Origin of the sequence: Pacificibacter sp. (genome assembly GCF_039769035.1) — a bacterium.
Taxonomy (GTDB): Bacteria; Pseudomonadota; Alphaproteobacteria; order Rhodobacterales; family Rhodobacteraceae; genus Celeribacter.
In genome coordinates this window covers 1-13995 of the sequence record NZ_JBDMZG010000053.1, presented here as the reverse complement: position 1 = coordinate 13995, position 13995 = coordinate 1, and the positions used below count along the sequence as shown (strand labels likewise).

Genomic DNA, 13995 nt, shown 5'->3' with positions numbered 1-13995 from the left:
GGCGCGATCAATGCGATGATCCAAAAGGCGTTTTGCATGAACCCAAATTGAAACGGCTGCATCAGGGTATCGATCATGTCAGATCCCCCTTCATCAACGCCGTTTTTTGATTGGCAATGGCTTCGCGTGCGATCCGCTTGCTTGCCAAAATACCGTGCTTAGGCGCGAAGATAAACGCGATCACAAACACCGTGGTTTGCAGCACGACAATGATGCCACCGGTCGCCCCATCAAGAAAATAACTGGCGTACGCCCCCACAAAACTGGTCACAGCGCCGATGAACACCGACACAGCAATAAGGCGCGGGAAACGGTCGCACAGCAGATAGGCCGTGGCCCCAGGCGTGACCACCAAAGCGATCACCAAAAACGCGCCCACAGTCATCATCGCCGCTACAATTGCTGCGGACAAAAGCATGAAAAACACCGCCTTCAGCACCTCAGGTTTCAAGCCAATAGAGCGCGCATGGGTTTCGTCGAAAAACGTCACCATCAGGTCTTTCCACTTGGCCAAAAGCACCACCAGACAAACCACACCGATGATCACCAATTGCAGCGTGTCCTCAGGCGTGATGGCCAAAATATTACCCATGATGATGGTCTGAATACTGACAGACATGGGCGAGAGCGAGACCATGAACAGGCCCAGCCCGAAAAACGACGTGAAAATAATTCCGATGATCACATCGATTTTCAGCCCCGAACGCTCAGATAAAAACAGCATCGCGCCTGCGGCCAATCCGCCCGCCACGAAAGCGCCCAAAGCAAAGGGAAAGCCCAGCATATAGGCCCCCGCCACGCCGGGCACCACAGAGTGGCTCAGCGCATCGCCGATCAAAGACCAGCCTTTAAGCATCAGATATGCCGACAAAAAAGCACAGACCCCGCCCACAAGCGCGGACACCCACATGGCATTGAACATGTAGCTATAGGTGAAAGGTTCCAGCAGGGTCTCGATCATGACGCGTCTTCTTTTTGCGCATCAGATTTATCGCCATACATCACGAAAGGCCGTTCATCGTCGGTGATGATCCGCACTTCCCGGGTGTCGTCATCGTCATGCAACTCGGCCCCGCCCAAAGTAAAGTGGCGCAGCACACCGCCAAAGGCGCGCTCTAGGTTGTCATGGGTGAACACATCCTCGGTCAGCCCGTATCCCAGCACCGTGCCTTTGACCAAAACCGTGCGATCACAAAAATCGGGTACAGAGCCAAGGTTGTGCGTGGACACCAACATCACGCGGCCCTCGTCACGCAATTCGCGCAACAGCGTGATGATCTGTTCTTCGGTTTTCACATCGACGCCGGTGAACGGCTCATCAAGCAAAATCACTTGCCCGTCTTGCGCCAAAGCGCGGGCCAAGAACACGCGCTTGCGTTGCCCGCCGGACAACTCGCCAATCTGGCGTTTGCGAAACTCGAGCATGTTCACACGGCGCAAAGCCTCGTCCACAGCGGCGTGATCCGCTTTGCCAGCGCGGCGCAGAAACCCCATTTTGCCGTAGCGGCCCATCATCACCACGTCTTCGACCAACACAGGGAAAGCCCAGTCGACCTCCTCAGCTTGCGGCACATAGGCCACCAAGTTTTGGCGCAAGGCGTCTTTAACGGATTTACCAAGCAACCGAATATCACCCTCGGCGGCGGGCACGAAGCCCATGATCGCCTTGAACAACGTCGATTTCCCCGCACCATTCACGCCAACTAGCGCCGTGATCGTTCCGCTCGGGATTTCAAAACTGGCGTCATGCAACGCCATGTGACCATTGCGGTACGTCACGGTCACGTTGCGCGCTGTGATGCCGCCACTTCCGAACGTCTTCAGGGAGCTATCGGTCTGTGTCACGAGGGTATCCTTTAACAATAGGTCGTCATTACTTTGGTTTGTCTGTCAGCCCATCGACAACCGTTTGCGCCGTGACGCGCAGCAGATCGAGATAGGTCGGCACCGGTCCGCGTTTCTTGCTGAGGCTATCGACATAAAGCTCGCCGCCATACCGCGCACCGGTTTCACGCGCGACTTGTTTGGCAGGCGATGTGTTCACGGTGCTCTCGCAAAACACGACGGGAATGTTATTGTCGCGCACTCCATCGATCACTTTGCGCACCTGTTGTGGTGTGCCGGTTTGATCGGCGTTCATCGGCCACAAATACAGTTCTTTCAGGCCAAAATCCCGCGCCAGATAGCTAAACGCCCCTTCGCAGGTCACAAGCCAACGCTTGTCCTCTGGCAGCATCTCTAGCTGCGCTTTGAGCGGTTCAATTGTGGCTTCAATTTCAGCGCGGTAGTCTGCGGCGTTGGTCTGATACACATCCGCATTTTCAGGATCAGCCGCGACCAGAGCCGCCTCAATGTTGCTCACATAGACCAAAGCATTATCAAGCCCCATCCACGCATGCGGATTGGCTTTGCCCTCGTACGCTCCTTCCGAGATCGACATTGGTTCAATGCCATCGGTCAAAGTCACTGAAGGGATGTCGCCAAGGTTGCCCAAAAACTGTTCGAACCACAGCTCCAAATTCAACCCATTCCACAATATCAAATCCGCATCAGCAGCGCGCACGATGTCGCGCGGCGTCGGTTGATACCCATGTATTTCCGCCCCTGGTTTGGTAATGGAAACAACGTCTGCCGCCTCGCCCGCCACGTTCTGCGCCATCTCGGCCAAAACGGTGAAGGTGGTCACAACTTTAAGACGCTCCGCAGCCTGCCCAGCAGTGGCGGCAAGCGCCAAAGCAGCCGAGCACATCAGGGTTTGAAACACAGATCGTTGAGGCATAGCAAAGGTCCTACAAATGGTATTCCACATCTGTAAAGGGCAGCCACTGGGGATTGTCAAGCAGTTGCGAACTATTCTCAACTAGACCCATATCATTCGCAACTGAGCGCTGAAAAACGCAGCAAAGGCAGGCTTTTACCACCCAAAATGGCTCAGGTCAGTAGAATCATCCACAAACAATTCTGCCGAAATCACCGACGCAAATGGGTGATTTTGAACGCACGCTGATGGTCTTTGAACGCAGGATCTTTTAAGTTCGGAATGGCGTCTTGTTCGCTTTTCTTCATCAAACGCTCTGACAAAATAAACGCGACCAAAGCGGCAAAAGCGCCCCCCATCATTTGGCCAATCAACACACCTTCAGCGCCCCAAATTTGGGCTGCCACATAGACGAAAGGAATGATGCCCAAAGTATTGCGCCCCCAGTTGATCCAAGTGGAATAAAACGGGTGACCAAGGTTATTGTAAGAGGCGTTAGAAATGAAAATCACCCCATTGAAAATCCACGCCAAAGACAAAGGCCCGCAGAACAGATATATCAGGTCACGCGCCGTGCCTGTGGCATTGAACACATCCGCAATAACCCCTCGCAGCAGGTACAGCACCGCCACAACGGGGATCACATAAACCACGATCAAAACCATTGAACTGTTATAGGCTTTGCGCACACGGTCGTGTTTTCCGGCGCCAAAGTTCTGCCCAATGATGGGTCCGATAGAGCCAGACATGGTAAATATCAAAGCGAAAGCAATCGGGGTTACGCGCCCGATCACGGCCATGCCAGCCACAGCCGCTTCGCCAAACTCTGACGCCGCAAAGGTCACATAAGCGCCCCCAACGGGCGCTGCGATATTGGCCAGCATCGCAGGGATCGCAATCGCCGCGATGGGTTTAAAATCGCGCAGAACGCCTGCGAAAGACAGCCCCGTAAAGCCGCCATAGCGCCGCGCAAGATAGAACACAGCCGTGCCCGCCATCGCAAACCGCGCGGCGAAAGACGCGTAAGCTGCGCCGTCCAAGCCCAAATCGAGCACAAAGATAAAGATCGGATCGAGGATAGCGTTCACCACCCCTGCCACCAAAGTGACCATCATCGACAGATTGGCCGCTCCATGCGAGCGCAAAGCCGCAGAGGCCACGATGCCCACAAGCATCACAGGCATGGTGGGGATCAAGATTTTCAAATAGGATATGGCCAATTCCTGCGTCTCGCCCGAGGCGCCGATCAACGCCGTCAACCCATGCAAGTTGGCATAAAGCACCGACGCAATCACCACAGCAAAGGCAAAGCCAATCATCAACACATGGGTGAGCACTTCGGTGGCGCGCGCGCTGTCACCTTGGCCCAGAGATTTTGCCACCATCGCCCCGCCTGTGATCCCCATGCCAATGGAAATCGAGGTGGTCATAAACAAAATCGTGCCTGCATAGCCCACCGCGGCGGCCAATTCATCAATGCCCAGCATCGAGATGAACAGCATGTCCACCAAATCGACCACAAAAAGCGCCAAGAATCCGACGGCAGAGGTCAAAGACATGGTGACGATATGTTGGGTCAGGTTGCCCGTTAGAAATTTTGCTTGTTCAGCCGCCATGCTCTGTCGCTTTGTATCTAAGAATGTAAAAGACGCTGCGTCTTGCTGCGCACAAAGCGCAGCATTGCAAAGCATCTGTGAAACCGCGCGTTTTATGCACGGCTTAGGCTTCTTTCTTGCGTCCCTCGGCCATGATCACAGAAATCCGGTCTGTGAGTTCGGTTTGCCAAGACTCGCGCTCTTCGCGGTAGATCGCCAGCATTTCCTCGTTTTTATGCGGCGGGATGCTGGGGTCGTAATGGTCCGCCATAAAGATCATGCTGCGTCGATCCAAATCGTGGAACACCTCGACCATGCGCTCGGCCTGATCATGTTCGAACCCCAAAGCCTCAAGCGCGGAGCGCCCCATGCGCAAAGAGCTGTCGTAGTATTCGCGAATGATGTCACGGCAGCCCGCCTGCCACAGATCATAAACGTGGTAGCGATCCATGGCGCGCGCCACGATGTGCAAATCAGGGTAGTGATGGCGCACATATTTGGTCAGCTCTGTGACTTGTTCTTTGTCGTCGATGGCGATCACGAACAGCTTGGCATTGGCAATACCCGCCGCGTGCAGCAAATCAGGGCGCGTGGCATCACCGTAGTAGGCTTTTATATCGTAGGCTTTGAGCATCTCCAGCTGTTTGGCGCTGAAATCGATCACAGTGGGTTTCATCCCGCAGGCCAAGAAGATGCGATTGACCAAGCCGCCGACACGCCCGTGTCCTGCGATGATGATGTCTGAGCTTTCGTCGATCTCATCCATCTCACGCTCTTCATCATCCGAAAATTTCGGCGCGATGACTTTGTCGTACAAGATGAACAAAGCCGGCGTCAAAAGCATCGACAGTGCGACCACCAGCAACAGCTGATCGGCCACAGCCGTTGGGATCACAGCGTTGGCCACGGTGAAGGACAAAAGCACAAAGCCAAATTCCCCCGCTTGCGCCAAACCAAGAGAGAACAACCAACGATCTGCGCCGCCGATTTTAAAGATATGCGACAGCGCATAAAGCACCGCGACTTTCAGCGCGATCAGCCCAAGGGTCAGACCGACGATGATGGCGACATTGTCGAACAACAGCGCAAAATTGATGCCCGCCCCCACAGTCATAAAGAACAGCCCCAACAGCAGGCCCTTAAACGGGTCGATGTCGCTTTCCAACTCGTGACGGTACTCGGAGTTGGCCAAAACAACGCCAGCCAAAAACGTGCCCAGCGCGGGCGACAGACCCACAAGTGTCATCAACAAAGCAATGCCGATCACCATCAAAAGGGCTGCGGCCACAAACAACTCGCGCAATTGCGCGGCGGCGATGAAACGAAACAGCGGTCCGGTGCAATAGATGCCAATGACAAGAACCGCAGCAATCGCCCCCAAAGTGACCAAAGCCACGCCCCATCCGGGCAGACCGTCCACAAGACTCATCGAGGCACCGTGCCCGTCCCCGCCATCATGGGCGGCGTGCGACATGGCCTCTAAAAGCTCAGGCATCGCCAACAGCGGGATCAGCGCAAGCATGGGGATTACGGCGATGTCTTGGAACAAGAGCACGGAAAAGCTCGATTGCCCCGCATCGCTTTTCATCAGGCCCTTTTCACCCAAAGTCTGCAACACGATCGCGGTGGAGGACAGCGCCAGAACCAAACCAATGGCCAAAGCCACGGTCCAAGGTTGCCCCATCAACATCGCCACAGCCATGACGGCCACAGTGGTCAGCCCCACTTGCCCGCCCCCGAGCCCTGTCAATTTAGCGCGCATTTCCCATAGCTTTTTTGGCTCAAGCTCAAGCCCAACCAAAAACAGCATCATCACCACGCCAAATTCGGCGAAGTGCTGAATCGACACCACATCCACATGCAAAATCGCCAAGACCGGACTGATCACGATGCCCGCAATCAAAAATCCTAAGACCGATCCTAATCCAAGACGCGATGCTATTGGCACAGCCACAACGCCCGCCACTAAGAAGATAAACGCCAGCAACAGAAAATCGGTCATAGTAAATCCTTTAGAGGGGCAAAGTGAGATCGCACATGAGTTCAGATCTTCTTTACGCTATCGCCCATAAAGTAAAGAAGGCTTTTCTAGCATCAAACGCCTCGCTCGTCGCCGCTTCGCCTGTGATCAACCCCGATCACAGGAGGCAATTCCACTGCGCACTAAAATTTGAGCAATTCCACAAGAAAAGCGCGTAACCTATAAATATTTAAGACATTTGTGTCTGAAGTGGTGGCAAGTTTCACAGCATCTGGCAAAACTAAATCCAGTTCGCACGGCTTGTCCGATCACGTTTACAGCCACGGAGCCCCCTATGAGCATTCGCACAATGAAGCCTGAGGATTTGGAACTGGTCTTGCTTTGGGCCGCCGATGAGGGCTGGAACCCAGGCCTTGAGGATGCGCAAGCCTTTCTGGCGGCGGATCCCGATGGTTTTCTGATCAAGACGGTCGACGGCAAACCCGCTGCCGCTTTGAGTGTCGTGAACCACGACGCCCACAATGCATTCTTAGGCCTCTATATTTGTGTGCCAGAATTGCGAGGTCGCGGGCTTGGGTTTGAGCTTTGGAACGCAGGGATTGCCCATGCCGGATCGCGGTGTATCGGGCTTGATGGCGTGCCGGAACAGGTGGCAAATTACCAAAAATCAGGCTTTGTGCCCGCAGGCAAGACGACGCGGTTCACAGGCGCGTCCCCCGTCGCACCAAAAGCGCTTACGGCAACACCTGTGCGTGTGGAAGAGCTGTTGCACGCGGATTCCAAAATGGCTGGGTTTGAACGGGGGCAATTCGGCAGATCGTGGTTTACGGACACGCAATCCAGACAGACCTTTGTGCTCAGCGAGACATGCTTTGCGACCGCGCGACAATGCCAAGTCGGCGTCAAGATCGGGCCGCTCTATGCGCAGACATCAACCGAGGTCGACACCCTACTCGCAGCCATAGCTGCGCGTTATCCAAACCAAACCCTTATTCTGGATGTGCCTGACACTTCGCATGAATTGCAGCGCTATCTAAGACGTGCCAATTTTCAGCCGGCCTTCGAAACTCTGCGCATGTATCGCGGTGCAGCACCGCAAGCAGAGCTGCCTGCGTTTTCAGCAACAGCCACATTGGAACTTGGATAATCTTTGCGACCGAGCCTGCATGGGCGATGCCTGTGGGCGATGTCAGGCGAAGCGCGCGGCCACTTGGGCAAGATGCACAGATGCAGCAACCCCATCGATCAACGCCACAGCGCTTTTTGCAGCCAGCGCATCACGCAAAGGCGCCATGCCTGCACAGCCCAAAACCACAGCCTGCGCGGCGTCGTCTGTCACGGCTGCGTCGATTTCATCCGAAAGCCGCTGAAGGACGTCTTGTCCACCGGCATCGATTTCAAGCACGGGCAGGCCGCTAGCCCGCACAGAGGTGCAGTTTGGCCCGAACCCAGTTGACTTGATATTGTGCTCAATCACTGGGACAGAGACCGCCAAAGACGTCACAACGGAAAAGCGTGCGCCCAAAAGCTGTGCCGTCGCATAGGCCGATTGACCGATCCCAAGAACAGGGCAATGCGCACGGGCGCGCAAGGCGTCTAATCCTGTGTCATCAAAACACGCAATCACGATGGCATCGGCTTTTAAGTCCCGCGCCTCATCCAAAAGGCGCATAAGACCCACGACAGCCACATCCCCGTCTTCCGGCCCTTGAATGGCCGCAGGACCGCCCACATTGGTAAGACCGAAAATGTCGATCTGCGGCGCTTCGAGACGGGCCACCTCAACAATACTTTGTGTCATCGATTGGGTGGAGTTCGGGTTCATATAGACCAGACGCATTACACACCTGCCCCTGCATCCGACCCAAGCTTCCGGCGGCGTCTGCCCATGATCCAAACGATCAGCAAGAACACCGCGATGATCAGCAAAGAAAACAGCGTTGTCAGCGTGCCAAGCGCATAGATCACCGGCGTTGTGACGTTTGTGGTGATGCCGAAGATTTCCAGCGGCAGCGTGTTATAGCTGCCTGCGGTCAACAGAGTGCGGGCAAATTCGTCATAAGACAGGGTGAAACCGAACAGCGCCACACCGATCAGGGACGGTGCGATAATGGGCAAAATGACAAAGCGGATCGTCTGCCACGGGGTTGCACCTTGGTCGCGCGCGGCTTCCTCGTAGGATTTGTCAAAGCGGTTGAACACCGCGAAGATGATCAAAAGACCAAAGGGCAAGGTCCATGTGAGTTGCGAGCCAAAGCCAGAGGTCGCCCAATGCACTTTGAACCCGAGCTGGTTGAAAATCAGACCCACCCCGAGAGAGATCAAAATGGAGGGGATCACCAAAGATGTGATCGCCATATAGAACAACACGCCTGAGCCTTTGAAGTTTTTGCGAAAAGCCAAACCAGCGGACACGGACACGATCACGGTGGACACCATCACCAAAAGGCCCAACATCAAAGACCGCCGGAACGAGCCCCAGATATCCCCCACAGCTTGCTGTTTGAACAGATCAATAAACCAATGCATCGAGGTGCCGTTCATCGGAAAGGTCAGCCCGCCTTTTGGGCCTTGGAACGATAGGATGCCAATGGTCAGAGTTGGACCGTAGAGGAACAGCAAAAACAGGATGAAGAAGGCAGAAAGCGCGTAGAATGACTTGGGGCGACTGTCCATCTTACAGCTCCTTTCGAATGTTCACGAAGCGCAGTAAGACGCCGATGATGATCAACACAGTGACGAGTAAGATCACAGCCGTGGCGGCAGCCGACGGATATTGCAGAAGCGAAATATCGTTTGAAATCAATCGCCCGACGTTGGCCTTTTGTGATCCAGACATAAAGCGCACAGTGATGAAATCGCCCATCACCAGCGTCACTACAAAAATAGTGCCGATCATGATGCCCGGCTTCGTGAGCGGAATAATCACATGTTTGAGCGTCTGAAAGCCAGAAGCGCCATTGTCATAGGCGGCTTCGATCAGCGACTTGTCGATGCGGATCATCGTGTTGAAAATCGGCACCACCATGAACAGGGTATACAGGTGCACGAACGCCAAAATGACGGCGAAATCTGAATACAACAGCCATTCAAGCGGCGCATCTATGACGCCCCAAGAGATCAGCGTTTGATTGGCAATCCCGTTGCGCCCCAAAAACGGGATCCACGAAATCATGCGGATGATGTTCGAGGTCAAAAACGGGATGGTGCACAGTAAGAACAGCACGGTTTGAATGGCCTGCGTGCGGATGTGAAAGGCGAGGAAATAGGCGATGGTAAAGCCGATAGACAGCGTCAAAGCCCATGTGATGATCGCGTATTTGAAGGTGGCGAAAAACACTTTGTAGGTGACGGGCGAGCTGAACAAAAAGGCATAATTGTCGAACTGAAAGGCCGGATAGATCGAAAACTCGGTGGCGCCCCAAAAGCTGACGATGACGATCATCACGATGGGCGCGATCAAGAACCCCAGCAAAACCACCGCCAAGGGTGCTGCTTGCAGGTATGTCACCAAGTTGCGAGTCTTATTCATAGGGCCTCGTCGATGTGCCGCGGCACATTCTGTATTTCTATCGTGAAAGGAACGTGCGGACGCCTTGGCCCGCACGTGAGGAGGCAAAGCCTCGGGGAGATCAGCTTAGGCCGCGATGAATTCGTTCCACTTGCGGACCATGTATTGGTTCTCGTCCATGACGGAGTTCCAACACGCCACAGCGCCCATACGATCGGTGAAGGAGCCACCATCGCGCAGATCGCCAGCGCCAGCCAAAACGTCACCTGTTGGCGATGTGATGTCGCCTGTGGCCGCTTTACCTTCGAACCAGTAGCCCCACTCGTTTTCGGACATGAACTCTTTGGAGGTTTCAGGCACAGCTGAGTAGTAACCTTGGCGCATCAAGTAGCCGCCAACCCAACCGGACAAGTACCAGTTGATGTATTCGTAGGCCGCATCCAATTCCATGCCAGACAAGCTAGACGATAGACCAAGACCACCACCCCAAGAGCGGTAGCCCTCTTTGAGCGGTTGATAGACACATGGGATGCCGCGTGATTTCACAGCCGTGATCGCAGGCGACCACATGGATTGGATCACAACTTCGCCAGAGGCCATCAAGTTCACGGATTCATCAAACGATTTCCAGAACGCGCGGAACTGACCGTTTTTCTTGGCCTCTGTGAAGATCGCGAATGTCTTGTCGATCTCTTCTTTGGTCATGTTGCCTTTGTCGCCGTACTGGATTTCACCCATGGCTTCGCAGACCATCGCCATATCCATGATGCCGATAGAAGAAATGTCGAGGATAGACGCTTTGCCTTTGAACTCAGGGTTCAACAGCTCTGTCCAGCTTTCGATCGGACGACCGATAAGGTCAGGACGGATGCCCAAAGTGTCCGCGTTGTAAATTGTCGGGATCAGGGTCATCCAACCGGAGTCTTCTGTGGCAAACTTAGTGCTGCCTGGTCCGTCAACAAAGCCAACAGTGTGTGGCGCAGTCCCTTGCGCGATCACGCTTGTCGGTGTCAGTTTACCTGAGCGGAACGTGCCAGCAATTTTGTCGTAGTTGTCGATCTTAGAGACATCCATCGCCTGCAAATTGCCTGTTGGCCAAACCTTTTTACAGATCCAGTATTCGATATCCGCGATATCAAAGCTGTCAGGCTGCGTGGCGGCGCGTTGTGTCACGCTGTCACTGTCGAGCGCAGTCATTTCAAGATTGAACCCAAGGTCTTCTTTCACCTTGTTGGCCACATCGTTGAGGTTGGACACACCTGTGCCGAATTGGCGCAACGTGATGTCTTTGATTTCTTGAGCCCAGACCATAGGCGCAGGCAATGTAGAGGCCGCAACGGCCCCAGCAGCACCCTTAAGAACGGAACGTCGGCTATAACGCATTTTTGACATTGAGTTTTTCCCTTGTTGGATTGGTTTTTGTTCAGTGATTTAGGCTTGGAGGCGGTGTAGCCGCCCCTCGTCCCAAGCGAGGTTGACCCCGTCGCCCGGATTTTTTGGTGAGGTGTAGAAATCAGCTTCTGGCACCAAGGCGAGCACTTCTTCGCCCGCCTCGGTCTGCGTGGTCAGGGCCACGTGACCGCCTTGGTATTCGACGGATGTGATGGTGGCAGGCAGGCCGGTTTGATCCAGCTTGACCTCATCGGCGCGCAAAGCGACCTTGCCGCCGTCCAATGAGATCACGTTGTGACCGCCCATAAACCGCGCCACGAATTCTGTTTTCGGTGCAGACCAAACATCGCGCGCTGTGCCCGCTTGTTCGATCACCGCGTTGTTCATTACGACCAGTTCATCGCCCAAAGCCAAAGCTTCGTCTTGGCCGTGGGTGACGTGGATAAAGGTGATGCCCAACTCGCGCTGCAGACGCTTAAGCTCTGCGCGCATACGGATGCGCAAGAATGGATCGAGGGCAGACAGCGGCTCGTCCAGCAACAAAACCTTGGGCTCTGTCACCAGCGCGCGTGCCAAGGCGACGCGTTGCTGTTGCCCGCCGGACAATTGTTCAGGAAACCTGTCCGCCAGTGGGATCATATCGACGAGATCCAGCAAGGCGTTGGCCTTGGCATGGCGGGTTTGTTTATCGACGCCCTTCATGCGCAGCGAAAAGGCAACGTTGTCGCGGACTGTCAGGTGTGGAAACAAAGCGTAGCTTTGAAACATCATGGCGGTGCCGCGTTTGGCCGGTGTCAGAGACGATACATCAAAGCCATCCAAAACCACTGAGCCTTCAGTGACGGATTCGTGCCCCGCAATCATGCGCAGGGTTGACGATTTCCCGCAGCCAGATGGGCCGAGAAGACACACATAACTCCCCGCATTAAAACGGTAATTAATGCAGTCGACAGCAAGAGTTTCACCGTATTTCTTTGTGAGATTGATCAATTCAAGATCGTAGCCAGCTGCCATATCCGCCCCTTGCGCTTTAAGACCAACGACTGTGTCTTGATAAAAGCTCATCAGGTTTTGCGGCGATGCGTGAGCAAATTTGACCTAAATGCAGCCCCAAACAGCCCCTGCTCAATTTTTGAGCCTCTTTTTGGTCAAAGTGTGCATTTATGTGCGCAAAATTGTATACAATCATGAACACAACCAAGTCTGAACGTTGACGCTTGCCATCACGAAGTTGCGAATCCAATGTGAGACAAAGGAAAAACTATGACGAACGTAAGCGGTACCCCACTCACAGCGGATTTGCTGTTCCAAAAATTAGAATTGGCAATCCATGAACACCGTTTGGCACCGGGCACAAAACTTGGTGAAGACGATTTGGCCGATGTTTACGGCGTCAGCCGCACCATTGTGCGTGCAGCGCTGCAATCGCTGTCACATGAGCGTCTGGTCGAATTGAAACGCAATAAGGGCGCCTTTGTTGCGCAGCCCTCTGTGCAAGAAGCGCGCGAAGTGTTCGAGGCCCGCGCCCTGCTTGAGCCACGCACCGCCTACTCTGCCGCCGAGCGCATCACGCCTGCGCAAGTGGCGCAATTGCAAGCGCACATCGACGCCGAACACAAAGCGCTTCACGCTGGTGATCACGGCCGCGCCTTATATCTATCAGGGCAGTTTCACATCGATATCGCGCGCATCGCCGATCAAAACACCATTCAGGCGATGATCACCCAACTCATTTCGCGTTCGTCTCTGATTATCGCGCTGTATTGGCAACGCCGTGCCGCGATGTGCGAAAGCCATGCCCACGATGCGCTGATTTCGGCCTTTGCCGACCATGATGGCGCGCGCGCGGAAGAACTGATGAAAAACCATTTGTTGGATTTGCTGACATCTTTGGATTTGCGCAACAAAACCTCCGTGCCCTTGTCGCTCAAAGACGCGCTGGCATAAACAGCGCCCGCCACAGTATTCGTCGCGCAGAACGTGAGCACGTCGCTTGCAACCTTTGAGAAGGATTGGATTTTTCCAGAACAACCCGCAGCATTGCGCAAAGGCTTAATCTCTGTCTTAAGGGAACGTGATCAGAATTCCTTTTTTGCAACCATAAAATAGCTTGATGCACCCTTGAAAATCTCTTCAGTCTCAATGACCTGCAACTTTTCATGATCTATCAGATCGTCCAAGTCTGTGCTTTTAAGCTGTCGAATGGGGATCGGAATAGCACCGACCATTAGCAACACTCTGACCAGCAGAATTTGCAGCGCAATCACGACTGATTTTTTACCGCCAAGACATGGTGTTATTGAAATAAACAACCCACCATCTTTCAGTAGCTCTAAGGTTCTTTGCACAACATGTTTAGGATCAGGCACCGTGTGCAGCATGTTGAAGGCCAGCACCACATCGAATGAGCCATTCTCGAAGGAGTCATCGAAAATATCAGCTTGTTCGAAGTCAACGTTGGTGACGACACCTGTTGCGGCCTTTCGCTTCGCAATGTCGATCATGCCCGTTGAAATATCAATCGCACGCACGCTCTTGACCAAACCAGAGATCTCGCAGGCGGTCGTGCCTGTTCCACATCCGTAGTCCAACACAATGTCGGTATCCTTCAGGTATCGTTTTGTATTTTCACGACTGCGACTATGAATGAACTCAAATTTCTCTTCTGTGTTGTCATAGTTGCTAGCAGATTGATCCCAAAACTTTTCGGATTTATTCATTGTGTCTTTCCTGTCTTTTCGACGCGATTGTGCCGCGC

Annotated in this window: 13 protein-coding genes; 2 read left to right on the top strand and 11 right to left on the bottom strand. The window is 53.9% G+C overall.

Features of this window, described 5'->3' with window-relative positions; genetic code table 11:
* Positions 1–73 precede the first annotated feature (73 nt).
* From ABF287_RS05035 to ABF287_RS05015, 5 genes are all read right to left on the bottom strand, one after another.
* Positions 74–961 carry a metal ABC transporter permease gene (locus tag ABF287_RS05035; protein ID WP_347183920.1) on the bottom strand — a complete coding sequence of 296 codons (888 nt, stop codon included), beginning with the start codon at positions 959–961 and terminating at the stop codon, positions 74–76.
* A complete protein-coding gene (locus tag ABF287_RS05030) occupies positions 958–1845 on the bottom strand; it encodes a manganese/iron ABC transporter ATP-binding protein (protein WP_347183919.1) in 888 nt (295 codons plus the stop codon). The genes ABF287_RS05035 and ABF287_RS05030 overlap by 4 nt, the downstream gene beginning before the upstream one ends.
* Positions 1846–1873: 28 nt before the next feature.
* A complete protein-coding gene (locus ABF287_RS05025; RefSeq protein ID WP_347183922.1) occupies positions 1874–2749 on the bottom strand; it encodes a metal ABC transporter substrate-binding protein in 876 nt (291 codons plus the stop codon).
* A gap of 221 nt (positions 2750–2970) precedes the next feature.
* Positions 2971–4374 carry an MATE family efflux transporter gene (locus tag ABF287_RS05020; RefSeq protein WP_347183918.1) on the bottom strand — a complete coding sequence of 468 codons (1404 nt, stop codon included), beginning with the start codon at positions 4372–4374 and terminating at the stop codon, positions 2971–2973.
* Positions 4375–4477: 103 nt separating this feature from the next.
* Positions 4478–6355, bottom strand: coding sequence for a cation:proton antiporter (locus ABF287_RS05015; protein ID WP_347183917.1), 1878 nt, complete (start codon positions 6353–6355; stop codon positions 4478–4480).
* A gap of 313 nt (positions 6356–6668) precedes the next feature.
* Between ABF287_RS05015 and ABF287_RS05010 the strand changes: the two genes are divergently transcribed.
* A complete protein-coding gene (locus tag ABF287_RS05010) occupies positions 6669–7481 on the top strand; it encodes a GNAT family N-acetyltransferase (protein WP_347183916.1) in 813 nt (270 codons plus the stop codon).
* Between the two features lie 42 nt (positions 7482–7523).
* On the opposite strand, the gene ABF287_RS05005 is transcribed toward ABF287_RS05010, so the two are convergent.
* The 5 genes from ABF287_RS05005 to ABF287_RS04985 form a co-directional block, all read right to left on the bottom strand.
* On the bottom strand, positions 7524–8174 hold the full coding sequence (locus ABF287_RS05005; RefSeq protein ID WP_347183915.1) for an aspartate/glutamate racemase family protein: 651 nt from the start codon (positions 8172–8174) through the stop codon (positions 7524–7526).
* Positions 8174–9010, bottom strand: coding sequence for an ABC transporter permease (locus ABF287_RS05000; RefSeq protein ID WP_347183914.1), 837 nt, complete (start codon positions 9008–9010; stop codon positions 8174–8176). Before ABF287_RS05000 ends, ABF287_RS05005 begins: the two co-directional genes overlap by 1 nt.
* A 1-nt stretch (position 9011) precedes the next feature.
* Positions 9012–9866 carry an ABC transporter permease gene (locus ABF287_RS04995; protein ID WP_347183913.1) on the bottom strand — a complete coding sequence of 285 codons (855 nt, stop codon included), beginning with the start codon at positions 9864–9866 and terminating at the stop codon, positions 9012–9014.
* Between the two features lie 105 nt (positions 9867–9971).
* Entirely contained in the window at positions 9972–11237 is a 1266-nt protein-coding gene (locus tag ABF287_RS04990; RefSeq protein WP_347183912.1) for a PotD/PotF family extracellular solute-binding protein, read from the bottom strand.
* 39 nt (positions 11238–11276) lie between these two features.
* Positions 11277–12251, bottom strand: coding sequence for an ABC transporter ATP-binding protein (locus tag ABF287_RS04985; RefSeq protein WP_347183921.1), 975 nt, complete (start codon positions 12249–12251; stop codon positions 11277–11279).
* Positions 12252–12500: 249 nt separating this feature from the next.
* On the opposite strand from ABF287_RS04985, the gene ABF287_RS04980 reads away from it, so the two are divergent.
* A complete protein-coding gene (locus ABF287_RS04980; protein ID WP_347183911.1) occupies positions 12501–13184 on the top strand; it encodes a GntR family transcriptional regulator in 684 nt (227 codons plus the stop codon).
* Positions 13185–13315: 131 nt separating this feature from the next.
* On the opposite strand, the gene ABF287_RS04975 is transcribed toward ABF287_RS04980, so the two are convergent.
* On the bottom strand, positions 13316–13995 hold a 680-nt coding region (locus ABF287_RS04975; protein ID WP_347183910.1), incomplete at its 5' end, for a class I SAM-dependent methyltransferase.